This is a genomic window from Pseudonocardia sp. TMWB2A (genome assembly GCF_017312135.1).
In genome coordinates, this window is the sequence record NZ_QKQY01000004.1 from 167,215 (window position 1) to 190,087 (window position 22,873).

Annotated in this window: 20 protein-coding genes and 2 pseudogenes; 8 read left to right on the plus strand and 14 right to left on the minus strand. The window is 68.9% G+C overall.

From position 1 onward, the window contains the following. Positions 1-401 precede the first annotated feature (401 nt). The 6 genes from DMP17_RS45950 to DMP17_RS45975 form a co-directional block, all read right to left on the minus strand. Positions 402-1,853 (minus strand): hypothetical protein, encoded by a 1,452-nt coding sequence (locus DMP17_RS45950; RefSeq protein WP_337832975.1) that lies wholly within the window; start codon positions 1,851-1,853, stop codon positions 402-404. Then, complete coding sequence (locus tag DMP17_RS45955; RefSeq protein ID WP_337832976.1) at positions 1,850-3,046, minus strand: glycosyltransferase; 1,197 nt, start codon at positions 3,044-3,046, stop codon at positions 1,850-1,852. Before DMP17_RS45955 ends, DMP17_RS45950 begins: the two co-directional genes overlap by 4 nt. 6 nt (positions 3,047-3,052) lie before the next feature. After that, the gene (locus tag DMP17_RS45960; RefSeq protein ID WP_337832977.1) at positions 3,053-4,384 is read right to left on the minus strand and encodes an oligosaccharide flippase family protein; all 1,332 of its coding nucleotides are present in this window, start codon (positions 4,382-4,384) and stop codon (positions 3,053-3,055) included. 100 nt (positions 4,385-4,484) lie between these two features. Then, positions 4,485-5,585, minus strand: coding sequence for a glycosyltransferase (locus DMP17_RS45965; protein ID WP_337832978.1), 1,101 nt, complete (start codon positions 5,583-5,585; stop codon positions 4,485-4,487). Next, positions 5,582-6,661 (minus strand): glycosyltransferase, encoded by a 1,080-nt coding sequence (locus tag DMP17_RS45970; RefSeq protein WP_337832979.1) that lies wholly within the window; start codon positions 6,659-6,661, stop codon positions 5,582-5,584. Before DMP17_RS45970 ends, DMP17_RS45965 begins: the two co-directional genes overlap by 4 nt. Positions 6,662-6,673: 12 nt before the next feature. Continuing rightward, entirely contained in the window at positions 6,674-8,239 is a 1,566-nt protein-coding gene (locus tag DMP17_RS45975; protein WP_337832980.1) for a polysaccharide biosynthesis tyrosine autokinase, read from the minus strand. Between the two features lie 315 nt (positions 8,240-8,554). Here DMP17_RS45975 and DMP17_RS45980 point away from each other — a divergent pair. After that, positions 8,555-8,785: pseudogene (locus DMP17_RS45980) on the plus strand (transposase); the annotation flags it as partial. Between the two features lie 122 nt (positions 8,786-8,907). Here the strand turns inward: DMP17_RS45980 and DMP17_RS45985 are convergent. Continuing rightward, entirely contained in the window at positions 8,908-9,630 is a 723-nt protein-coding gene (locus DMP17_RS45985) for a sugar transferase (protein WP_443218006.1), read from the minus strand. Positions 9,631-10,329: 699 nt separating this feature from the next. On the opposite strand from DMP17_RS45985, the gene DMP17_RS45990 reads away from it, so the two are divergent. Next, entirely contained in the window at positions 10,330-11,835 is a 1,506-nt protein-coding gene (locus tag DMP17_RS45990) for a sugar transferase (RefSeq protein WP_337832981.1), read from the plus strand. Positions 11,836-12,139: 304 nt separating this feature from the next. On the opposite strand, the gene DMP17_RS45995 is transcribed toward DMP17_RS45990, so the two are convergent. Together DMP17_RS45995 and DMP17_RS46000 are read right to left on the minus strand one after the other, a co-directional pair. Continuing rightward, positions 12,140-12,772, minus strand: a complete 633-nt coding sequence (locus tag DMP17_RS45995) for an arsenate reductase/protein-tyrosine-phosphatase family protein (protein WP_337832982.1) — start codon at positions 12,770-12,772, stop codon at positions 12,140-12,142. 347 nt (positions 12,773-13,119) lie between these two features. Next, positions 13,120-13,728: a hypothetical protein gene (locus DMP17_RS46000; RefSeq protein WP_337832983.1), complete on the minus strand. Its 609-nt coding sequence runs from the start codon at positions 13,726-13,728 to the stop codon at positions 13,120-13,122. Between the two features lie 188 nt (positions 13,729-13,916). On the opposite strand from DMP17_RS46000, the gene DMP17_RS46005 reads away from it, so the two are divergent. After that, on the plus strand, positions 13,917-14,117 hold the full coding sequence (locus tag DMP17_RS46005; RefSeq protein ID WP_337832984.1) for a hypothetical protein: 201 nt from the start codon (positions 13,917-13,919) through the stop codon (positions 14,115-14,117). Here the strand turns inward: DMP17_RS46005 and DMP17_RS46010 are convergent. Continuing rightward, positions 14,095-14,463 carry a hypothetical protein gene (locus tag DMP17_RS46010; protein ID WP_337832985.1) on the minus strand — a complete coding sequence of 123 codons (369 nt, stop codon included), beginning with the start codon at positions 14,461-14,463 and terminating at the stop codon, positions 14,095-14,097. The two genes, DMP17_RS46005 and DMP17_RS46010, sit on opposite strands and share 23 nt — an antisense overlap. A 492-nt stretch (positions 14,464-14,955) precedes the next feature. On the opposite strand from DMP17_RS46010, the gene DMP17_RS46015 reads away from it, so the two are divergent. From DMP17_RS46015 to DMP17_RS46025, 4 genes and pseudogenes are all read left to right on the plus strand, one after another. Then, entirely contained in the window at positions 14,956-16,035 is a 1,080-nt protein-coding gene (locus tag DMP17_RS46015; protein ID WP_337832986.1) for a spore photoproduct lyase family protein, read from the plus strand. A 520-nt stretch (positions 16,036-16,555) separates the two neighbouring features. Further along, positions 16,556-16,672 (plus strand): annotated as a pseudogene (locus DMP17_RS46645) (siderophore-interacting protein); the annotation flags it as partial. A gap of 70 nt (positions 16,673-16,742) precedes the next feature. Continuing rightward, positions 16,743-16,898 carry an SIP domain-containing protein gene (locus DMP17_RS46020; protein WP_337832987.1) on the plus strand — a complete coding sequence of 52 codons (156 nt, stop codon included), beginning with the start codon at positions 16,743-16,745 and terminating at the stop codon, positions 16,896-16,898. A gap of 457 nt (positions 16,899-17,355) precedes the next feature. Then, on the plus strand, positions 17,356-17,859 hold the full coding sequence (locus DMP17_RS46025; protein WP_337832988.1) for a hypothetical protein: 504 nt from the start codon (positions 17,356-17,358) through the stop codon (positions 17,857-17,859). Between the two features lie 361 nt (positions 17,860-18,220). Here the strand turns inward: DMP17_RS46025 and DMP17_RS46030 are convergent, their stop codons facing one another. Together DMP17_RS46030 and DMP17_RS46035 are read right to left on the minus strand one after the other, a co-directional pair. Further along, a complete protein-coding gene (locus DMP17_RS46030; protein WP_337832989.1) occupies positions 18,221-18,859 on the minus strand; it encodes a hypothetical protein in 639 nt (212 codons plus the stop codon). Between the two features lie 32 nt (positions 18,860-18,891). After that, positions 18,892-19,062, minus strand: coding sequence for a hypothetical protein (locus tag DMP17_RS46035; RefSeq protein ID WP_337832990.1), 171 nt, complete (start codon positions 19,060-19,062; stop codon positions 18,892-18,894). Between the two features lie 143 nt (positions 19,063-19,205). On the opposite strand from DMP17_RS46035, the gene DMP17_RS46040 reads away from it, so the two are divergent. Further along, positions 19,206-20,267, plus strand: a complete 1,062-nt coding sequence (locus DMP17_RS46040; RefSeq protein WP_337832991.1) for a hypothetical protein — start codon at positions 19,206-19,208, stop codon at positions 20,265-20,267. Here DMP17_RS46040 and DMP17_RS46045 read toward each other — a convergent pair. Both DMP17_RS46045 and DMP17_RS46050 read right to left on the minus strand, forming a co-directional pair. Next, a complete protein-coding gene (locus DMP17_RS46045) occupies positions 20,248-21,336 on the minus strand; it encodes a hypothetical protein (protein ID WP_337832992.1) in 1,089 nt (362 codons plus the stop codon). The genes DMP17_RS46040 and DMP17_RS46045 overlap by 20 nt on opposite strands. Next, positions 21,333-22,454, minus strand: coding sequence for a hypothetical protein (locus tag DMP17_RS46050; protein ID WP_337832993.1), 1,122 nt, complete (start codon positions 22,452-22,454; stop codon positions 21,333-21,335). The genes DMP17_RS46045 and DMP17_RS46050 overlap by 4 nt, the downstream gene beginning before the upstream one ends. Positions 22,455-22,873 lie beyond the last annotated feature (419 nt).

The window sequence follows — 22,873 nt, forward strand, 5'->3', positions numbered from 1 at the left end:
GCGTGCGGCACCGGCGGAGCCTATCCGCTGCTTGGCGGGATCTTATCGATTCTGTCGCCTAGGGACTAGCTCTGCTCGGCGGCATTTACGGCTTTATCCCAGCAAGCAGACCAGGGGTGTCGAGGACGCGTCGGGACCGTCTCACCCGAACTCGCCTTGTCGGTCGATGTCTCAGCACGTGCGGGGCCGCCACCAGCTGCGAGATGAGACCTCTCGAGGGACTGGACGCGCTCACCCGGGTGCTCGGACCGAGGAGCGGGTCGAGGGGCGGTTCTGTGCTCGCTGGTCGGCAACGACCCCTGACAGCGGGTCCTAGCCACCCACCCGTCGGCCGGCCCGCTTACTCCGCCAATCTGGTGCCGACCGCGGCACCTGGGACGACGACTCTCTGTCCGCCCAGGCTATCGACGTGGGGTGACAGCCTCGTCGGGGGCGAGGAGGACGTGGGGCGTCCGGCGTGCCCACCACAGCGCGAGGAGGACGACCACGACGACGCTCCCGATCACCGGGGCGAGCGATCCCACCGGCCCACGGAGCAGGCCGAGCTGCTGGGTCGCTACCAGCGGGGCGATCACGCTCATAACCGAGACATTCCCGGTCAGCCATCCCTGGTCGATGCGCTCGGAGACGTACCCCAGGCCTGCCATCAGCACGACTGTGAGGGCGAGGCCGCAGTTGAGGTAGAGCTCGGCTGGGAACGGCAGGGAGAGGTTGGTGAAGTAGTAGCCGCGGAACTCGGCGATGGTGATCGATGCCGGGGTCTCCTTGCCCTCCCAGATGGAGCGCGGCACGGCGAACAGCAGGCCGGAGAGCAGGGTGGAGCCGTATTCGAGTCCTTGTTGTTCGACGTAGAGGACTGTGTTGATCACCTGTTGGAAGCCGTCGAAGTCCTGGCCGCCCCAGTCCGAGATGTCGAAGGTGACCGACCCGGCCGTTGAGTTCCGCAACGCGTAGGTCAGCGGGTACACGAACAGGAATCCCGCGACGGCGACGGCGGCCACGATGGTGCCGGCGAGGGGACGCTTGGGTCGGAACACGGCGATGATGCAGCAGCACAGGGCCGCGACGCTGGTGAAGCGGGAGTTCGCCAGCGGGTTGACATAGATCATCAGGAGGGCGACACCCAGCAGTGTCAGGACCACTGACGACATCGGCCAGTGTAGGAACGGTCGGTGTCCGTGCAGGTGGACCAGGCTCCGTAGGGCCAGGTAGGCGCCGGTGATTGCTAGGACTGCCGGGAGCAGGCTGACGAAGCCCAGGGTCGGGCCGCCGCCGGTAGCGACGTCGACTCCCTGCGCACTCAACGCCTCCGCCCGGTCCGAGCGCGTCACGAACAGTCCTGCGAACCCGCCGGAGGCCGCGGCCGCGGCGGGCAATATCAGCAGGCCGAGCAGGACAACCGCCCCTGCTGCTCCGTGGAGCCTGCCCATGTCGACCGGTCGGCCGGTGACCTCACCTCGCCGGCGGTGCGCCGCGAGTATGGAGCCTGCGAGGTAGGCGAGCAGAGCCAGTGCGAGCACTACCTGTGCGTAGACGATGCTGCGTGTCTGGTAGTTCGACAGCGTGTCGTACCAGGCCAGCTGCCCGGTCCGTACCTGGTAGATGGGGGCGACACCCAGCCAGCAGCCGATGAACGCCCAGAACAGAATCTGCACGATGCGGGCGCCGCCCACGATCGCGCGGCATAAGCCGCCCCAGCAGATCAGTGTGATGGCGCAAGCGAGCAGGATCTGCGGGGAGAACTCCTGCCGGTAGGCCAGCGTGAGCAGGACGGCGGCGACCAGCGACGTCAGCCCCACGGCACCGGCGACCCATCTCGTGGGCCGCCGCTCTTTGGTCGTCAGGTCGCTCATCGTGCTCGTGCGTGGTCGAACATCGCCTGCAGTGCCGCCACGAACTCGTCGTCACCGAACCGTCGGCTGGCCTCCCGCCCGGCCTGGCCAAGCCCGACCGCGAACGCGGTGTCGTCGAGTAGCCGCCTCATCGCGACGCGGAGCCCGTCCACGTCGCCCGGGGCGACCAGCAGCCCGGTGTGCCGGTCATCGATGATCTCCAGGGGCCCGCCCGCTCGGGCCGCGATCACCGGCACCCCGACGGCCATCGCCTCGGAGACAACCTGACCGAACGGCTCCGGCAACACCGAGCAGTGCACCAGACAGGACATCTGTGATAGCTCCCCCGGCACATCCGAGCTGTTGCCCGCGAACGTGACCTGGTCGCTGATGTCGAGAGACTTGCACAAGGCCACCAGCTCGGCGGCGTAGTCGGACTCGCCGAATAAGGCCGCGCCGACGATCACCGCTTCGACGCTGCTGCCGCGGAACTCGGCCGCGAACGCACGCAGGAACACGTCCTGGCCCTTCCACGGGGAGATGCGCCCGACCATCCCGATCCGGGCAGGCCCAGGGGTAGGCGTCCACTGCTCCAGTGCGTCCGGCCATCCCGTGGGCAGCGGCGGATACACGACACTGTGCGGTGTCGCTGCGGGGTAGGTCTGCGCGGTGGAGACGGAGTTGGCAGACACGTGGGAGCGCAGGACCCGGGGCAGCGTGCGCACGACCCGCGCGACAACGCCGGATCCCAGGTAGCCCGTGGAGACGTGGTCGTTGGCCTGCCAGATGTGGCAGCCAGGAAGCCCGAGGGCGGCGACGCCGACGTAGATGTTCGATTTCAGCGAGAACGAGTGGTAGAAGTCCGCGCCGGAGCGGCGCAGCACCCTGCGTAGGCGCAGCACGTAGGAGGCGATGAGCCAGCAGGCTCGCAGGACGTTGCGTAGGTCCCGCAGCTGAGCGCGCCGCAGCGTCGCGACCTGCTTCGGGAGCGGGACCACCTCGACGGTGACCCCGTCACCTCGCAAGGCGGTCTCTAAAGGGCCGTGGGCGCCCAGCAGCACCCGGACGTCGAACTCCGGTCGACCCACCAGGTGGTTGCAGTAGCGCCGGAGTTTGATCTCGGCGCCGGACAGCACCGCGGTGTGGTCGACGAACAGCACAGACGTCGCCCCGGACGTCTGCCCGGATGTCGGCATGGTCGTGGGCTCGAGCACAGGGACTCACGGCTCCTTTCGGCCGGCGCGAAGACGCCGGGCCAGGCGCAGGAAGGGGGCGAGGTCGCCGCGGGCGGGGCGAAGGATGTCACTGCAGGCCACCGACGCCACCCGGGTGTAAATCAGGATCGTGACCAGCGCGGTCGCGGCGTAGGTGATCGAACTGGCGGCCGCGGCGCCGATGCCGCCGTAGCGGGGGGCGAGCAGCAGCATCGCCACGACCGTGACCACGACCCCGAAGGCCTGCGCCGCGGAGAACAGCCCCGGCCGGCCTGCGCCGGCGAGCCCGGCGCCCAGCACGATCGACACACCGGAGAACACCGCACCGATCAACAGGATCTGGGTGGGAAGCACGGCGTGTGCGAAGTCAGCGCCGAACAACAGCGGCAGCAGGACCGGGCACGCCACCGAGCCCGCCGCGGCGACGAGCAGGCCCCCGTAGAGCACCAGCCGAGCGGTGCGCATCACCAGGCTCGGGCCGGTGACTGACGCGCTCTGGGCGGTCAGGATCTCCCGGAGGGCGACGACGGCGACCACGACGATCTCCGACACCGAGACCGCGACGATGTAGTAGCCGATCTCGGCGGCCGAGGTCAGGAACACCAGCATGAGCTGGTCCAGCTTCAGCACCAGGACGCCCGCGACGCTGCCGCCCCACGACAGCATGGCGAAGCGCAGCATCGGCCCGACCTGCGCCTCGTCCCGATCAGCACCGGCAGAGACATCAGCACCGACAGCTACAGAGGCAGGTGCAGGTGCAGGTGCGGGGGTGCGAATCGTGCGGATCGCGAACGCCGTGTAGAGCAGGACGACGACGGCGCCGGGACCCCAGGTGGCCACGGCGGCGGTCGGGACGGTGAGCGCGCCGAACGCGAAGAGGACAACCACCCCCAGGCAACGGGTACCGACGGCGAGGGCGCGCTCGATGATCGGCGTCGAGTATTGGCCTGAGGCCTGCGCTGAGGCGCGAAGGCTCTCCACCGCGAGCATCGCCGGCAGGGTGGCGCAGACCCCGTAGTAGACGCTCCAGTAGTGGCGGTAGTCCGGCAGCAGTACCGGGGCCAGCAGGATCAGCGCGACACTGGTCAGCCCGCCGAGGACAGCCGCGGAGATCATCGCCAGGCTCAGAGCGGTGCGTCGGGGACGGCGGCCGCGGGCGCCGAAGAAGGCGCACATAGTGGGCAGGCCGAGGTTCACCAGGCTGGCCGCGAACAACGTCGGTGCGATGACCGCGACGAGCGCGCCGCGGCCCTCAGCGCCCAGCGCTCGGGCCAGCAGCGGACCGGTGACCACTGCGGTCAAGGGCAGCGCCAGCGACAGGGCGCTGTTCGTCGCCATGACCCGGCCGAGAGACCGAGGTTGGTTCACCATGTCACCTGCTCTGTCCTGGTCGGCATCTCACGTCGGGCAGCACGCGGGGAGGGGCAAGGGCCGTGGATCAGGGCCGACCGGCCCGGGCGTAGACGTCGTCGACATCGCGCTCCACCCGAGCCATCGACAGCTGCTCCAGCGTCGCCTCCGACCGTGCGAGCAGCCGTTCACGCAGCTCCTCCGAGGTCAGGACACGCTGCATCGCCTCGGCCAGCGCAGGCGCGTTCCCGGGCGGCACCAACACGGCGCAGCGGCCGTGATCGATCATGGTCGGGATGCCGTCGACGTCGGCGGCGACGATCGGGGTCCCAGCCGAGCGTGCCTCGGCAAGGACGAGACCCGCCGGCTCGGAGTGGCTGGCCAGTACGAACAGGCCGGCTCCGCGGATGGCCGGGCGCGGATCGCGTTGAAAGCCGGTCAGCGTCACCGAGTCTCGTAGCCCGAGTGCGTCGATGCGCTGCTCCAGCAGGGCACGGTCCGGCCCGTCTCCGACGAACGCCAACTGCGCGGCCGGGAGCGAGGCTCGGAGCTCGGCGAAGGCCTCGACCAACGTCAGGATGCCCTTGTGCCGGTAGAGGCCGCACACGGTCACGATCTGCAACGCATCGCGGTCACCCGGGTCTGCTGTCCTGGGCGGGACGGCGCTCGCCGCGTGATCGCGGGCCCCGCCGATCGTGCCCTGGGCGACGACGACACCGCGACCGCGCCGCAGGCGAGGCAGTCGGGCCCGTGCGGTCTCGTTCAGCAGAATCACGGCCTGTGAGAGCCCGTGCAGACACACCCCGCGCTTGTTCTCCAGGTGCATCGTCGACACCAGCGTGACGGTCCGGCGTGTCGCGCGCGCCGTCTGGAGGGCGACCCAGCTTAGTAGCACTGCGGCGAGGGTGTGGGCGTGGACGATGCGGGATTCGCCGACTCTGACCAGTCCGTGGATGACAAGGATGTACTGCAGAAACTCCCGCTGGCGCGAGGCGGCGTCGATGGTATGGTGCCTGACCCCGTACTCGGTCAGCAGCGGCACGAAGTCCCCGCCGCGGCTGACGACCGTGACGTCCTCGCCCCTGCGGCTCTGCTCGCAGGCCAGATCGACGGTGCTGTTGTTGATGCCGTTACCGATCTCCCGCACGTCGTTGAGCACATGCGTGACGCACCGGCGGGGACCGCTCACACCGCGCTCCGCGCAGCGTTCTGCACGATGGACTCGAGGCGGGTCGCGAAGTTCCCGACGGAGAAGCCCTCGGCGTGGGCCGCCACGACCGACGGGTCGATGTCGACGAACGACTCGACCGACTCTCGGATGCAGTCGATGCTCTCCTGCTCGATCCACCACCCGGACACCCCCTCGCGGACCGTGTCGAGATGCCCGCCGGCGCGCAGCGCCAGCGCCGGCGTCCCGCAGGAGTTCGCCTCGACCGGGGTGAGCCCGAAGTCTTCGTGCGCGACCGTGACCAGGGCGCAGGCATGGCGGTAGAGCCACCGCAGCTCGGGCTCGGCTACCACCCCGAGTGCTGTGATGTTCCCGGCCGCCCCGGTGCCCTCGTCGGCCCGTCCACCCACCACGACCAGCCGCTGATCGGGCATCGTGTCGAACGCGGCCCGGATGAGCTCGACGTTCTTGTAGCCGCGGCCGCGGGCAACGGTGAGCCAGAACCCCGGCTGGACCCCCGACGGGGCCTGGGCCGGGCCGTCGGCCAGGTGGGGTGAGACCGGCGGAAACAGCAACTCCGATGAGAGCCCGTACTGGTCCTGGATGCGTTGCTGGACGACCGAGGAGTTCGCGACATAGGTAGTCGCAGTTGCGGCCTGTCTGCGATCCCAGCGCCGCAACCCCGACGAGCCCCGATGAAACAGCCGCGCCACCCTCTCCGAGGAGAAGTAGTCATCAGCCTGGTAGAGCCACCGGGCCGGGTTATGGCAGTACACGACCTTCGCCGCCGCGCCCACATCGACGCCGTGCGCCCAACCACTGGAACTCGCCAGCACCACATCGAACTGCTCCGCCGACTTTCGGTCCCACACGAACGGGAGCAAGGGCAGCGCGAGGCGCGGGTCCGAACGCAGGCCCGGGACCTTCTGCAACCAGCTGGTGCGCACGTCGACGTCGGCGAACCCCGCGAAGGTCTGGTCCGGCTGATACACCGAGGTGAACAGTGGGGCGTCCGGGAACGCCTTACACAGCTCCAACGTGACGCGTTCGGCGCCGCCCCGTTGGGCCAGATAGTCGTGAGCCAGAGCGACTCGCATACTGAACGGCTCCTAACGGTGATCGGGTCGGTGATCAGGGCGCTGATCGGGATCGAGCCGCCGTGACCAGGGCTGCGGACTTCCGGATCCCGGGGGCTGCGGCTGCCCCGGGGGGCGCCCGGTGGGCTGCTGGATACGGCTGGTGTCTGCGCCGCGGGCCGGGGCGGCGACCACCCGCGCCGGGCCGTCGGCAGAGTCGATGCTCGCGGCGGACGCGGGCCCGTCCGCGTGGTAGCGGTGGTACTTGCCGTAGACGTCGGACTTGGCCGGGTCCACCCGGTTCAGCACCGACCCGAACGGTGCGAGTCCCACGAGCCGCAGCGCCTCGGCCGCCGACTCTGCTTGACGCCGGGTCGTCTTCTTCGCCCGACAGACCAGGATGGCGCCGTCGACCGTTCCCGCCAGCACCGTCGTGTCCGACAGCGACAGCACCGGTGGGGAGTCGATCAGAACCATGTCGTAGCGGTCGCGGGCGTGCGCGATCGTGGCTCGCATGCTCGCCGAAGCGAGGAGCTCACTCGGGTTCGGCGGCACCGGCCCGCTGGTCAGCACGTCGATGACGCCGCCGTTCCAGCTCTGCACAGCACGGTCGAACGGCACCTGCCCCGAGATGACCCGGGTCAGACCGACCGAGTTGTCGAGGCCGAACAGGCTCGCGATCCGCGGCAGACGCATGTCGGCGTCCACCAGCAGCACCCGCGACCCGGCCCGGCCCAACGCGATGGCGAGGTTGGCCACCGTGGTCGTCTTCCCATCGCCTGGCATCGCGCTCGTGACCACGACGACCTTGCGCGGGTTGTCCACGTCGATGAACTGAATGTTGGTTCGCAGCTGCCGGTACGCCTCAGCCTCCCGCCCCGAGGACGCGTGGTTCACCACGAGCGGATGCTGCTCGGCCCCAGGGTCGGCCAGTACACGCCCGATCACCGGCGACCGCGTCGCAGCCACCAGCTCGGCGTCAGAGGTGACCCTCGTGTCGACTGCGCGGCGCGCCAGGGCCAGCAGGATGCCGGCACCCGCCCCCAAGATCAGCCCGATGGCCAGCATCGCGGGCAACGACAGCGACGACGGTTCTGTCGGCACATCCGCAGGCTGCACGACACGCAGCGTGATCAGCGCGGCTGCACCGGGGTCGGTCGGGCGTTCCAGGTCGCTGACGACACCTGCCCCCGCGTCGGCGACCGCGTCGGCCAGCTGCGCGGCCCGCTCCGGAGTCGAGTCCGTGGCCGAGACCTCGATCAGTACCGAATCCGTGGGGCTGGTCGCAGACACCCGTTGCCGCAGGTCCTCGACCGACTCACCGCTACCGAGGGCCTGGGCAGCACCGCCGAGCACCCGCGATCCGGTGATCAGGTTGGTGTAGGACCGGACCCGCTCCGCGGACAACTGCGCCCCCAGATACGCCTGCTGCGCATCCTCCCGACCGGCCTGCGCCGAGACATACAGCGACGTCGACGCCGTGTAGGAGGCCGGTTGGACGGCGAACACGGCACCGGCCGCCGCCACTCCGATCAGGACGGTTACCGCCACGAGTACGTACTGCTCCCGCAAAGTTCGCAGGAAGGACTGCACCGTCACAGAAGCGTCTCCAGTGCCATCGGTTCGGGATGGGTAGTCAGTTATTGTTTCAGGTCCGGCAGCCCCACCGCGCCGGGCTCCCCAGCGGGTCGGCTCCAGGGCCGAGACCGGTCCAACTCTGGACGCCACTTCGTTTGCGGCGCATCGGACGCCCATGTAGCGCACGCACCGCCTACGTCGTTAGCGCCACTCATCAATGTTGATGATGACGGGAGATCAGGCGCCGAGCCAGCAGGAGAACCGGCGGGGCGGTCAGAAAGGCTGGCGTAGAGCTCATTCAGGAGCTCCACGCGATGACCGCAATCCGGTATCTACTGGCGTCAGATCTGGTCGAACGCCCTCTCTGAGCGCTTGATCGGGGAGATCCGGCGCCGCACCGACGTGGTCGGGATCTTCCCCGATCGCGGCTCTCTGATCCGCCTCGTCGGCGCCGTGCTGGCCGAGCAGCACGACGAGTGGGCCGAGGGACTCCGCCACCTCGGCCCCGAGACCCTCGCTCGCTCCCGTGTCACCACCGTCCCCGACACACCACCGGCGGGAAGGTGACCTCGACCGGCACGATTCCCGCGCTCAGCGCCTGACAGAACAACAAGATCACGCGGTAGTCGGCACACACCACGCCAGCGGACTTGACCACCACGAATCGCCGGTCCCTTGGGGCTGAAAGATCAGTAGGCTCCGCCGCCGCGCAGTACCGGGCCGATGGTGCGGAGCAGGATCGACAGATCGAACGCGGGTGACCAGCTGTCGACGTAGAGGGCGTCGAGCCGGATCGATTCGTCCCAGGAAAGATCGCTACGTCCCGATACCTGCCACAGCCCGGTCAGGCCGGGCCGGACAGCCAGGCGGCGTCGGGCCAGCGGCCCGTACTGGGCTACTTCGCTGGTCAAGGCCGGGCGAGGACCGACCAGTGCCATGGTGCCGCCGACGACGTTGAACAGCTGGGGCAGTTCGTCGAGGGAGTATCTGCGCAGCACGTGACCGACCCGGGTGACGCGCGGGTCGCGGGCCATCTTGAACAACGGTCCGGAGCCCTCGTCGAGGTCCCGGAGCGAGTCGAGTCGAGCCTCGGCATCCACGCACATCGACCGGAACTTGATCATGCGGAACTCTGCGCCGTCCCGTCCCACTCGAGTCTGACGGAACAGCACCGGTCCACCGTCGAACAGCACCGCCACCGCGACCACCAGCAGGACCGGCAGGAGCAGCACGATCAGGATCGAGGCAGCGACGGCGTTGAGGACTGCGTAACCGATGCCGCCCTGTCGAGACGGGGCCACGGCTGCGGCAGTGACGGGCACGAGAGCCCCGTCCACTACGGCATCCACGTCGGTCGCCTCAAGCGCCGGGGCGGAGTCGACGAACAACGCGCAGGGTGTCGTAACGGTCATCGTCAACTCCTGGGACTGATCCGGTCGGCCGAACAAGCTGTCTGCCAACCGCATCGAGCGGTTAGCTCAACCAGTTACCTCCGGAACCACGGGATCATCAGTCCTGTGGAGTTCGCGTGCCCCCGCACACAGACGACGAGGCCCAGACGGGGTTGCCTCCTGTCCTGCCCTGCTGCCTCAACGTGGCCCGGCCTGGTTTCGAGCGACGGCCGGGCCAGTGACGTCTCAACCACTGGCATGAGACTCGCGTGGCCGCTCCAGACCCCCGGTGTCTCGTCGTCGGTAACCGCGGGACACACGGGGCCCGCGGCCATCGCCCTCATCGCGCCGGCCGCGCTGAGTCCCCCAGCGATCGGTCTGGTAGCGAGAGTTCGTTGAGACGCTCGCCCGGTCATCCCGTTCGACTGTTGTCATCGAGGTCGACTCGCTGATCACGACCAACGCATCAGAAAGTCTCAGGCCTCACGGCTGATCGACTGCAGTGCGATGCCGCCGGTAGACATTACCCACTTCTGATGACAACCAAGTTCCGGGATTGCGGCGAACGGCCCAATTCGGTCTGGGGAGTCGAGCAGGTCGCTAACGCTGGGCGACAGCTTTCCGACATCCGGGACATCGACGGTGCGATGCAGTGCCGTCGTCTGCAGCCGCCCGTCCCCAGCCGGACCGCTGCCCATCCTCCGAAGGAGTCACCCGTTCGTGAGCACGCCCTCTGACGTCTCGTGTGCGTCCGAGCGCACCGTCCCGGGGCCGGGGACGCCGATCGTCGTCCCGGCCAAGCGCCGTCGGGGCCTTCCTGTGGAGACGCCACGGTGGCAGCGCCGGTTCACTGCGCTCGTCGTCCTGGGAGACCTCGCGACGATCGCGATCTGCACCACGATGGCAGTCCTTGTCGGGGTCACGGGCGCTGAGGCAGCCGATCGGGCGCGGGTCGGATCAGGCTTGGTAGCGGCCGCGCTGCTGGTGACTGCGTTGCCCATGTCGCGGGCTTGGGACGGCCGGGTGCTCGGTGTCGGGGCGGCTGAGTTTCTCCGGCTCGGTCGCGCGGTGGTGATGGCCGACGTCGCGCTCGCCCTCGGCGGGCTGGCTCTGATGGTGCACTCCTCACGGGAGTGGGTGTTCGCGCTCGTCCCGGGCATCAGCGTGGCGGTACTCGTGGTCCGGTTCGGGCTGCGTAAGGCGCTGCACCGCCAGCGCGGGCGCGGGCGCGGGCTGGCCCCGGTGCTGGCGGTAGGCGATGCCGGGTGCGTTGCGGACCTGATCCGCCGGACCCGTCGCGACCCGCACTTCGGTTGGTCAGTGGCCTCGGTGTGCACACCCACCGGTACCGGGCCCGGTGGTGCTTCCGATGTCGACGGGGTGCCGGTGGTCGGTGATCTGGACGCGGTCACCATGCTGGTACGCGAGGGCGGGCACCGAGTCGTCGCGATCTGCCGTTCACCCGGCTGGGGGCCGGCGCGGCTGCACCGGTTGGCGTGGGCGCTGGAGGGTTCGGCGACCGAGCTGGCCGTCGACCCGGGGCTGATGGAGATCGCCGGTCCCCGGATGCACATCAGCCCGGTCGACGGGCTGCCTCTGCTGCGTCTGTCCGAGCCGCGGTTCACCGGCGCCTCCAAGATCGTTAAGTACGTCGCCGACCGGATGGTCGCTGGGCTGCTGGTCCTGGCGGCTACGCCGCTGCTGCTGGCGGTGGCCATCGCGGTCAAGCTCGGCGACGGCGGCCCGGTGTTGTTCCGGCAGGAGCGCGTCGGCACGAACGGGCGGCGGTTCGGGATGCTGAAGTTCCGCACGATGTGCCCGGACGCCGAAGCGCAGCTCGCCGCCCTGACCAACGACCACGCCGACGGGCCGATGTTCAAGATGGCCCGCGACCCGCGCATCACCCGCGTCGGATCGGTTCTACGCCGCTACTCCCTCGACGAGCTGCCGCAGCTGCTCAACGTCCTCGGCGGATCGATGAGCCTGGTCGGACCCCGCCCACCGCTGCCCCACGAGGTCGCCACCTACGCCGACGACGCCCGGCGGCGGCTGCTCGTCAAACCCGGCATGACCGGGCTCTGGCAGGTCTCCGGGCGGTCCACCCTGACCTGGGAGGAGTCGGTCCGCCTCGACCTGCGCTACGTGGAGAACTGGACCCCCGCACTGGACCTGCTGATCCTCTGGAAGACCATCGGCGCGGTGCTCCGCAGCCGCGGCGCCTACTGATCCGGCAGCACGATCGCATTTTCAGGAAGGTCGTCGTCACCGAGCGAGCGCGGCCACACGATGCGTCGATTCTAGACCGGCAGGACACGGTGAACGTGCTGCGAAAACAGCGGAACCAGGGACATCCCCGGGAGCCGTAGGTGGCCGGGACGTCGTTCTGTCGGTGCAGCACTGTCGGTGCAGCACTGTCGGTGCAGCACGAGGTGATCGAGGCCTCACGCGAGCGGCCCGGGCGACGGGCCGGAAAAAGCCGGGCTGCACAGCACATGCTGCGGCGCACGCACCTGGATGCCAGTGGGCAGTGTCAGCGACGGACAGCCGCCCGGGGCGCCAGCTGCTCGACGATCCCCTGCACTGCCTTGAAGATCAGCCGGACAGCGTCGCGGTGGGCCTGCTCCGGGCCACCCATCGGGTCGGGCAGCGAGTCGTCGGCCGGCGGGACCGTGCCACGCATCGACCGGACCAGCTCGACCAGCCCGTGACCGCGCTTCACCAAGTCAGGAGGAAGATCCATGGTGTCCGCTGCGGTGGCGAGCCGGGCGAACTCACGCAACGCAAACGTCCGATCCAGCAGGTGCGGATATCGCTCGAGCACCCGTGAGCGGTGACGGACATTCGCGCCCAGCACCAGATCGACGCCGCGGACGACGGAGTCATCGAGCTGACGGCCCCGGAACGACTCGGCGCGCGAGTCCAGACCCCACGGCGCAAGCTGCGCCCGCGACAGCGGGTGCATCGGCGCCCCGACGACAGCGGCGACCCCGGCGCTGGACACCTCGACCCGGCTGGCCTCTCGACCACCCAAGCGTCCGACCAGGATGCTCCGCATCAGCAGCTCCGCAGCGGGCGAGCGGCAGATGTTGCCCGTGCACACCACCAGCACCCGGAACCGGTCGTCCCGGCCCGGCTCAGTCGTGACGTGTGGTGGCTGCGCCACCGCCCCAGCATGGAACAATCGCACTGGCGCACGTGGTATGCCGTGCGTCAAGTCACCTTCCACCAGCGACGTCATGGCCCCTCCCCCGAACGACCCTCTTCCACCCAATCGATCGGGCCAGGGGGTGTCCGCATTTCGGCCGCACAGCCGTAAGCCTGCTGGATCCCCAACTTTGATGACACCGGCTCCCACCTGCTCAGGCGATCAGCCAGGTCGGCAGCACGCTGACCTGGCGAGCCGCCCGTGACTCAGCCAAGCTGCGCGGACCACGCGGCTGCTCGCCTGAGCAGCCGTACAAGCGCGTGACCCGGCGTGCGGTCACCGTCGCACCGCCCAGGTCTTGGCAGTCAGAACGGCAAGGAGCCCAGCAGGATCTGGCTGTGCTCGGCTGCCCACTGCTCCACCGAGCCCTCGGCGCCCTGTAGCGCAGCGCTGCCCATCGCCGCGCCGATGCGGGAGAGGGTCCCCACCACCGCATCGTGGGAGCGCTTCACCAGCTGCTTGTCCGGCTGCTGCCCGGTGACCGCGCCGAGGGCGTCGTCCCCGGCGGCGACGAGGTCACCGCGGTCGTCCTGCGACAGGCCCGGGCGCTGGGCGGTGTCGGTGAGCAGGGCGTGCACGGCGTCGGCGAACCGCTCGTAACCCGGCGCCACCAGCTCGTTGTTCTGATCTTGGGAGACGTGGTTGCTGCCAAAGGCGTTCTGCCCACCGTAGATGGTGCCGACGTGGGTGTCCTGGCTGTGGGTGGTGTTCCCGGCCGTTCCACCGTGTCCGAGGTAGGTGCCGACGTCCCCGCCCTGGATCAGGCAGTCCTTCCCCCTCGGGGTCAGTTCCGGCCGGATCGTCCCGTTCGGTGCCTCGTCAACCCGGATTGCCTTGATCATCGTGTTCTCGTAGAGCCACTCGGCCTGGTGGTAGACCTCGTCTTGCGTGAATGCCCCCTCGGGGTGCTCCATGAGGTCGCTGCCGAGGAATCCGGTCCAGTCCGCTGGATAGGACTGCGAGTCGAGCCAGCGCAGCATCCGGGTCTGCAGCCCGGCAGCCCGGCAGCGCGCCGTTGCGGTCGCTGGGCGATCAGCTGCTGCGCTCGCCGCCGGCCGGCGCCGGTGAGGCGGCAGTCTGGTGCTCCGAGCGAGCTCTGGTCATGGACCAGGCCCTGTTCCTGCAGGTAGGTCACGAGCTCGTACTGGTCGTGTCTGCCAACGCCCATCTGCGTCAGGAGCTGCCCGACGTCGCGCTGGTCTCCAGGGTCCTGCATGTGCATCAGAAGTTTGTCGCACTGCCGGTCGAATTCCGTGGCCATCACTTTCCCCTTTGCATCATCAAGATCGGGGCTCGACGGTGAAGAGCGCCTCTTGCCCGCCCCCGATGCCGCTGTCGCCGGGGTGGCGGGCCAGACACTTGCGACAGGTCACCGGGCCGTTGACCGCGGTGAGGTCACCCGCGACCGCGACACCGGACCAGCCCTGGTGGCATGCCGGAACTGGAAGAAGCAGATCACCGAGCCATGCCCGCCAGCCGACGTCGTGCACGACTCCGGACCGACCGATACGCAGCCGTCGGCCGGTGAACTGACCGACCTGGGCCCGGGCGAAATCCTCAGGGTCGACTCGGGGCTGGGTGAAGAGCCCCGCCAGCGCATGCCCGACGGAGGACTTGACGGGCAGGGACAGTGGACGTGGTGCGATCACCGACGACCTCCTGCAGCTCGGCACGCTCTTTCTGCGGGCAGGCTCGCACACCACACCGACAGTAAGCTCCGTCCCGCTGCCCAGGGAGCAGGCTCACCCCGGCACCGCCGGCACACGGACCAACTTGTTCCCCGGACTCCCGACGACAGCTTGGGCCGCGGTCCCGGGAACTACCCCCCGCTCGGCCGACCCCGGCGAGCTGGGCAACTTCGCCCTGGCCGGACACCGCGTCGACCACGCCGGAGTTCTCGACCGCGCCGCCGCGTCTTTCCCGTGCGACCCAGCCACCGCCACCCGCCCGCGTACTGACCTACCCCGGCTCACACCCCGACGACTGCGGTCTGCCCGACACCAGCACTGTCGGCCGGCAGATCCTTCACCCCGACCCCACCGCGGCATTGCGATCACCCCGTGCACCGCTCCCGGTCCGCCGTCGGTCGCGCTGATGAAGCCTCGGCGCTTACCCACATCTAAAGCGGGAACTGCGAGGGGATGTCCCGTTCCCCCTCGGTCGACCGTCAACTCCTGCAAGTACGCACCATCCACGCCGAACCCGAAGCCCTGTCCTCGCCCCGCGGACAGCAGATCCTGGGACGGTTTCCCGACGCCGAGGTCATCGAGGTCGCCTCGCACTGGCAGATCCCCGAGCTCCACGGCAACGCCGGCAACGTCTCACGGTGGGTGCGGGTCAAGACCGAGAACCTCGTACTCGGGGTCAAGAAGTCCCTCACCGCGCGACCCAACGGCCGCTCCACCGACTTCGTGGCGCCCTCCACTGCCAACGGATGCGCGATGGCGTGCGCCTACTGTTACGTCCCCCGCCGCAAGGGCTACGCGAACCCGATCACGGTGTTCACCAACATCGACCGCATCACCAAGTACCTACGCGGCCACGTCTCCCGCCAAGGTCCCAAGACCGAACCCAACCAGGTCGACCCCCACGCCTGGGTCTATGACATCGGCGAGAACTCCGACATCGCAGTCGACGCCCTGGTCAGCGACAACGTCGCCGACCTCATCTCCACCTTCCGCGAGCTGCCCTCGGCCAAGGCGAGCTTCGCCACGAAGTACGTCAACCGCGACCTGCTCGCGCTCGACCCGCAAGGCCGGACCCGCATCCGGTTCTCCCTGATGCCCGAGCGTGACTCCCGACTGCTCGACATCCGCACCAGCCCGATCTCCGAGCGGATCGAGGCGATCGATGAATTCATCGAGGCCGGTTACGAGGTCCACCTCAACCTGTCCCCGGTCGTGCTGCGCGAGGGGTGGGAACAGGACTGGGCCGACCTGCTCGACCGGCTTGACGACCACACCGGGGACGCGTTCAAAGCCCAGGCCGCCGCTGAGATCATCCTGCTCACCCACAACCGGGACCTGCACGAGGTCAACCTCGGATGGCACCCCCAAGCCGAGCAGCTGCTCTGGCGCCCGGAGATGCAACAGGGCAAACGCAGCCAGAACGGCATGTGGAACGTGCGCTACCGCAACCAGCCCAAACGCGAAGGGGTCGCCGCCCTGACCGAGCTCATCGAACGACATGCACCATGGCTGCGGATCCGGTATGCCTTTTGAGGCGACCGCCCCGGCGCGAGTGTTCAGTCCCTGACATGGGGCTCCTGGAGTCCCCGGTCAGTCCGTCCTCTCATTAGCTGGCTCGGGCTCGCCATGCCCGCAGGCTCCCCAGGGAGGGCGACAGGTCGTTGTCGACCGACGTCACAGAACCAGTGCGATTCGACGTACCCAGTTCGGGGTATATCGCTCTAATAGGGCCCAGCAACGCCTGATACTGAGTCTCTTGTTGCTCGTCGCTGGGGAGCGGATGAGTTACCACCCCGCGGGGGTCGGAGCTGTCGAGGGGACAGCCCCGACCCCCTGCCATGCAGGGGCGTCAGGCCTCCGCCAAGTCCCATCAGCCCCTGCATGATCTGGGTACACACGCTGGGGAGCGGTCTTTCTATCTGTAGTCAGCGAGACACACGTGGTCAGCATCTCGACCTCGACCGTCTCTGAGCGCATACCGACACGCGACGAGCGGTTGCCCGCGTGGGCCTTGTGTCTGTTGTCGACGACCGCGCTGCCGGCCCTCGCCCGAATGCTGAAGGGCCTACCCGCCGGCCTCCGGGGCGTCGCCGTGATCGAGGTCGCGGGCCCCGGGGGGGGGCTGACCGCGCCGGACGGCGTCGAGCTGCGGTGGGTGCATCGCGACGGCGCCGCACCCGGTACGTCAGACGGCCTAGCGGCAGCGGTGCTCGCCGTCGTCGCGCCCGCGGGGGGCCCGCGTGCACGCCTGGGTCGGCGGGGAGTCCGCGTCAATCAGGCCGATCCGCCGGTACCTGCGCGACGAGCTGGGCCTCGGCCCCGAGGATCGCGTGGTCACTGGCTACTGGAAGTACGGTGTCGCCGACTTCGACGGCGACCGCGCCGACCCGGGGTAGCGGGACCGGGGGCGCGCCACCACCGTCCTGGCACTCGTCCAGCTCGACCGCGCGACCGGATCGGCCGCCGTGCTCACCGGACTACCGCCCCGCCTGACCGGGCGGGGCGGCACCAGAGGCCACCGGTCTGGCGACGGTAGGTGGGTCTCCACCACGATCTCGTCGCGGACCCCGTAGCCGGGGTCAATCACCGACGTACCGTTTGGCGAGCCGGTTTCCGGTGAGCACCTGGCTAGCACTCGCGGCGGGAGGACTCTTCTTATCAGGCCGCCTGTCTTAATCCACATTATTGGCGCCGACTATCGGTCTCGTAACTGAGATATCAGAGAAGAACGACGGTCCAGTCGTCGCGGGGCGCGAGTACTGGGGAAGAACTCGGCCGCCCAGCGGACGCGGCGATGGTCGAGTCTCCTGGTCCAACAGCTGGCTGTCTCAGTGCGTCCGGGACACTGTCGCGATGGTCACGTTGGCGGCAGGGTTCGAGGCCAAGGACTGGGTGAGCAACGGCATCGCCGTCCTTGCGCTGATCGCCACGAGTGCCCTCGGGCTGTGGACCAATCGGCGCAACCGTGCTGCCCAGAGCCGGCAGGAGGAGTTGGTGCGGACTCAGCACGACACCAACACACGGCTCGCGGAGATCCTGGAACGTCTTGCCGACCGAGTAGACGCCGGTACCGCGGCCGCGGCCCGCAACGTGGAATGGGCGCTCGAGCATGCGAGCAAACACCGATGGCTGCTCCGCAATCTCGGGCCCGCGACGGCGCGCGGCGTCGTGATCGATCGCGACGCCCTCGGCGGAGCCCGGGTCGACCTGCAGCCCGAGCCACCTGCCGACCTCGGGCCGGGTGAATCGCTCAGCATCACCGCGCTCGAGGCATGGGGCGCGCCGCTGGCCGACGAGATCCGTGTCCGTTGGGACGACACCGAGATGGCCACGCTCCCGCTGCCGCGATGGCTCTGAGCCCGCCGCCCCCGAAGCCATGGCCCTAAGCGGACACGCCCTCTACTGCGCGGCGTCATCGCCCAGGCCCTCTGTCCCATGTCAGCGCCCTCGACCTCGCCGGCGAGTGCTTGGATTCCGGCGCCGACCGACCACCGCCCCGCCAGGACGAGCGCCGCGACGAGCAACGCGGTCGAGCGCGGCCGGAGGCGCGCCATGACCCAGGTCCAGCCCCGGCAGCCCCAGTCTTGGCGTCGGCACGCCTCGGAGACGACGGCGACCGCCTCTTCGGCCCTGGCCAGCTCAACCCCTGCCCCACGCCGAGATCCACGTAGGGCCACTTGCCTCCATCACTCGACGGGGCCAGCTTAGGTTGACATCACTAGTGGTGGCGCTTTCGACCAGGTCGCTGCCACTTGATCGCGATAAGGCAATACTCGACGGTGCTGCCCCTGCGCAGCTCTTCTGCAACGGAACGGCGACCGATGGGCCGGCTGAGGTCGCCCGGTCGGAATCCGACTTCGAGGAGCTGACTGACTACATCGGGGCGAGCTGGGTCGGCCCCAGCGTCCCACCAGCTCAGAGCGAGATCTAGATCAGCATTGCTGAGGTCGACCCAGGCACCGACCAGGTAGGCGGCGGCGTCGTGTTCGGTGGTAGACCAGTTGACACGCTGGCTCAGATGCCATTCGAATCGCTTGATCTGCACGCGACGGCTTTGGTCGGAGAGCGGTCTCCGGGACGTCGGCGGCCGCAGCATGGCGTCGCGCTCCTTGTAGTTGAGGCCCAGCGACCGGAGGCCGGCCTCTGAGTCTGGCGAATCGGAGTCTGGCTCTGGCGACGCCTCCTGACCGGTGCCGCGCAGGAAACCCAGAAGGTCGACATCGTCCTCCGGGCGATCAGGCTTCTGTCGTCTGTCGGCGCGGAGGCTGTCGAGAAGCGCGCGATCGGACTCATCGTCCTGCGCCGCAGAGGCGTCGGCCATCAGCCAGCGCAGTAGCGCGGCGTCCGTCTCGTCCATCGATCCCCCAAGATCATACAAGTGTGTAGATCTTACTCCGGTGTCGTTTGATCGAACAAGCGGTCGATCCATCCGCGCACTCCGCCGTTCGACTGCGCCCGGTGCGAGTGGCGGTCTCTCTCGAACATGTCGGCGATGTCCGCGACAATGCCGTCATGGCCATGTTCGCCCTCTTCGCGGGAGATGAGCGTCTTGACGTCCATCTCCACGCTCGGCGCAGAGCAGCACTTCATAAGATGCTGCGGCATTGAGACCCGGATCTTCTTCTCAACACTGCCGACCCGGATGCGGCAGAACGCATTGTCGAGGCCGGCGCCGCCGGCGGGTCCTCCTGCATTCAGATCGGGTGACGATGGACTTCGGCGAGGTGGACAAGAAGAACGATCCGGTTCACGACTATCGGTTCAGAGGCAATCACCGCCGAGTGAAGCGTGTGACAGTTGCATTGCCGTTCGAAGGCGATGCCCGTCTGCTCCGCATGCAGATGCGGGGAGCAGAATCGGCCCTGCCGATTGTCGAGATCGTGGGATACGAGATTCGGCTCACCAGCGACAACGACTACGGACCCCGCGAGTCAGCTGCCATCAGGGCCGGCTTCGATGCGACGATTGATGAGATCGCGCGGCTGGTCGCCGTCCTGAACGGACACATTCGTCACCACAACGAGAAGCTCGCCGCCGAAACACCCGGTGCCGTGGCTGCCCGAAAGCAGGAACACCTCGCGGACAAGCAGATGCAGGCTGAGATCGGCTACCCGATGCGTGTCCGACCCGACGCGGCAAGCTACGTCATCCCGATCAGTCGACGACGAATCGATACCTCCCGCCCTGCTGCAGGATTGACCCATAAGTCCTTTACTCCAGAACCGACGATGGCGGAGGAACACTACGAAGACGCCCTGGGCGTGTTGCAGAGACTGCGGAACGGGTTCGAGCGTAACCCCACCATCGCGGCGGACGCCGGGGAGGAGCAGATACGAGATCTGCTGCTCTTTCACCTCAACGGGCATTTCGAGGGGCTCGCGGCCGCCGAGGTATTCAATCGAACCGGAAAGACCGACATCCTGATCAGGGTTGACGACCGCAATGTCTTCATCGCCGAGTGCAAGATCTGGAGCGGGCCGAAAAGATTTGCGAAGGCCATCGATCAGCTTCTCAGTTACCTGGCATGGCGGGACACGAAGGCTGCGTTGTTGGTCTTCGTCCGCCAGGCCGGACTGTCATCGATCATGAAGAAGTCACTGCAGGAGGCCCATGCACACCCGGCCTTCAAGCGCGACGGGCGGTCAGCATCCGAGGATCGGCACGACTTCGTCCTGCGATCCTCCGAAGACCAGGACCGCGAGATCAGCGTTGCCCTGATGTTCTTCCAGCTCCCGCCGAAACCGGCTAGCGGCCGAGCTGGGTGACGGCGTTGTCCTCGAACACGTCCTCGACCCGGATGTAGGTGGTGATGGTGTCCATCGACCGGTGCCGGGTCTGGTGGGCGATCGCCCGGTCGGAGGCGCCGCGCAGGTGGGCGAAGGTGACGAACCCGGCCCGCAGTGAGTGCGCGCTGTAGGGCCCGCCGGGTAGCCGGGCGCGCGCGGTCGCGGCCTGGACGAGGTCGTTGACTGACTCCGGGTGCAGGGCGGAGGTGGTGGCGCGGTTGCCGGTGCTGACCTTGCGCAGGACCGGGCCGGTGGTGATGGCAGCGAGGGTGAGCCACTCGTCGAGGGCGGTGAGCGGGCAGTGCTCGGCGATCTCTGCACGCGGGATTCCGACGAGCTCGACGTCCTCGCCGGTCTGATTGGTCTTCGACCGCGGCAGGGTGAGCACGCGGCCGCGGCGGCCGCTGCGCAGCTGTTGTTCCGGGCCGATGTGCTCGACGGTCAGGGCGGCGAGTTCGGAGCGGCGCAGCGCTCCGGAGAACCCGAGCAGCAGCAGCGCGCGGTCGCGGGCCCCGGCGAGGTCCGGTTCGTCGTCGCGGGTGCGGAACGCGCGGCTGCGGGGGCAGGCGGCGACGGCGTGGTCGAGAAGCGGCGGCATCAGCGGGGCGGCCTGGGCAGGCGGGGCGCCGTGGGTGCGTCGGATGCCCTCCCAGACGGCGGTGACCCGGGCGGTGACCGCGGGGTCGGGCTGGTCGGCGGCGCGGTGCGCGGCCCGGATCGCTGAGAGGTGCTTGGCGATCGTGCCGGTGCGCATCCCGACCTGGGCGCACGCGACCAGGTACCCGGACACGGTCGCCGGCGCGGCGGGCATGGGCTCGAGGTCGTGGCGGCGGCAGAACGCGGTGAACGCCGTCCACACCGACCGGTAGCCGCGTCGGGTGTTCGCCGACCGGGCCGCCGCGACGTAGCCGGCCTCGGCGGCGGTCAGCGCTGGTTCGGTGAACGTGACCAGTGTCCCGGCGGGCGACCCGCCCGCGAATGGCGGCGGGCATGACGTCCATCGCTCGGCGCCGGTGGGCATGTTGGTCATGCCTTGCGAGACGGTCACGCCCGTCCCCCGCCGTAGATGCGGTGGGCGAGCTCGTCGGTGCGGGCCAGCAGGTCGAGCAGGTACAAGTAGCCCAGCAGCCCGAGGTCGTGCGGGATCCGGCCGTCGTGCTGGGCGAGCAGCGCGGCGGTCAGCCGGATATCGGCCTCGGTCTTGCCTCCGTGTCCGTGCGTGGCGTTGCGTAGGACCTTCAAGTATTCCGCCGCGGCGCGGTCGAGCTCGACGGACCGCGTGCCGCCGTGCTTGTCCGGGACGTCGACGGTGGTCTCGCCGAGCTGGCGGGCCCGGAAGAAGCCGAGCGGCAGCTCTTCGAGTGCTTCAACGGCGCGTTCGGCTCCGGGCAGCAGAACCTCCGCAGCCTCTGCGGGGATCGCCGCGGTCATCTCGCCGAGCCGCTCGCGAGCGTACTCCGCCGAGCCCAGTTCGGTGATGTTCTTGCCGGTCAGGCGTTCCAGGGTGTCCAAGACGGTGAACAGCAGGACCCGCCGGGCGTGACCGTCGCGGTGCGCAGCCTGGATCGAGGCGACGCGACGGAACAGCTGCTCGGCCGACAGCAGCGTGCGGGCCTGCTTGGCTGGCAGATACACCCCACTGCCGTCGGTGGCCAGGGCAGGGTCGGTGAGGACACCGAACAGGTCGTTCAGCCGTCGCGTCCACCAGTCCAGCGCAGCTGCCCCCGCTCGTGGGGAAAGCCTCGGGATCCGGGCCCGCTCGCGGTCGGGATCTGGCGCGGCTCCTTGCTGGGGCAGGGTCTGCAGAAGCTCGGCCGCGTTGCCGGCGTGCCCGAGCAGCGGCTGGCCCATGGTGTAGACGACGATGCCGAGCGAGCGGGGCGCACAGAAGCCCCACACAGCCGGGCTCAGCGCACCGAGCAGGGGCGCGAGATAGACCTCGCCGAGGAAGACGCCCTGGTAGAGGTCCTGCGACGCTCGGAACCCCGGCTCCCCCGCCTCGATCAGGGCCGTGATCGCTGCCATGTCGGCGGCCAGCAGGAGCGGGTCGTGCCCGGCCTGCAGGAGCAACAGACACAGCTTCGTCCGGTGCACCAGCTCCGAGGCGCGACGCACCAGGTGCACCCCGGCCGAGTCCATGACCGCCTCGTCGGGCCGTCCGGCCATCCGCAGGCCGAGCAGCGACTCGTAGATGCGCGCGGCAACCGCCGGGAGCTGCTCGATCGGCGCGCGCTCTGAGTCGCCGCCAGCCAGGCGACGATCCCGTCCACCGGCCGACCGGAGGCCGTCGCCCGGTCCTGCAACGCCGAGGCCTCGGCAATCCGCGTCCCATCGGCGTCGTCGAGCAGCGAAAACTGCTGTGCGTCGAGCAATCGAGTCAGGCGGCCCGGTACCGGCGGGCGCAGACGGACCGGCGAGATGCTCGACCGACATCAGATCCGGGCGCTGTCGCCGATATGACTCTTCGGTCTGAACCTGCCACCGGTCGGTGGCCCCGGACACCGCCCAGGCGCGCAGCGCTGAGTCGGCCAGGTGCTGCGCCGGACGACCGCCGGCCATCCAGGTCGGAGCAACGAGCACGGCGC

What these genes read in the sequence shown, in the direction of transcription:
- DMP17_RS46000 (WP_337832983.1), bottom strand. Translation starts at nt 13,728, where the DNA reads ATGGAGCACCCCGAGGGGGCATTCACGCAAGACGAGGTCTACCACCAG.
- DMP17_RS45970 (WP_337832979.1), bottom strand. Translation starts at nt 6,661, where the DNA reads ATGCGAGTCGCTCTGGCTCACGACTATCTGGCCCAACGGGGCGGCGCC.
- DMP17_RS46050 (WP_337832993.1), bottom strand. Translation starts at nt 22,454, where the DNA reads ATGGCCGGACGGCCCGACGAGGCGGTCATGGACTCGGCCGGGGTGCAC.
- DMP17_RS45950 (WP_337832975.1), bottom strand. Translation starts at nt 1,853, where the DNA reads ATGAGCGACCTGACGACCAAAGAGCGGCGGCCCACGAGATGGGTCGCC.
- DMP17_RS46015 (WP_337832986.1), top strand. Translation starts at nt 14,956, where the DNA reads ATGTCCCGTTCCCCCTCGGTCGACCGTCAACTCCTGCAAGTACGCACC.
- DMP17_RS46030 (WP_337832989.1), bottom strand. Translation starts at nt 18,859, where the DNA reads ATGGACGAGACGGACGCCGCGCTACTGCGCTGGCTGATGGCCGACGCC.
- DMP17_RS45960 (WP_337832977.1), bottom strand. Translation starts at nt 4,384, where the DNA reads ATGGCGACGAACAGCGCCCTGTCGCTGGCGCTGCCCTTGACCGCAGTG.
- DMP17_RS45985 (WP_443218006.1), bottom strand. Translation starts at nt 9,630, where the DNA reads ATGACCGTTACGACACCCTGCGCGTTGTTCGTCGACTCCGCCCCGGCG.
- DMP17_RS46035 (WP_337832990.1), bottom strand. Translation starts at nt 19,062, where the DNA reads ATGGACGTCAAGACGCTCATCTCCCGCGAAGAGGGCGAACATGGCCAT.
- DMP17_RS46025 (WP_337832988.1), top strand. Translation starts at nt 17,356, where the DNA reads ATGGTCACGTTGGCGGCAGGGTTCGAGGCCAAGGACTGGGTGAGCAAC.
- DMP17_RS46005 (WP_337832984.1), top strand. Translation starts at nt 13,917, where the DNA reads ATGGACCAGGCCCTGTTCCTGCAGGTAGGTCACGAGCTCGTACTGGTC.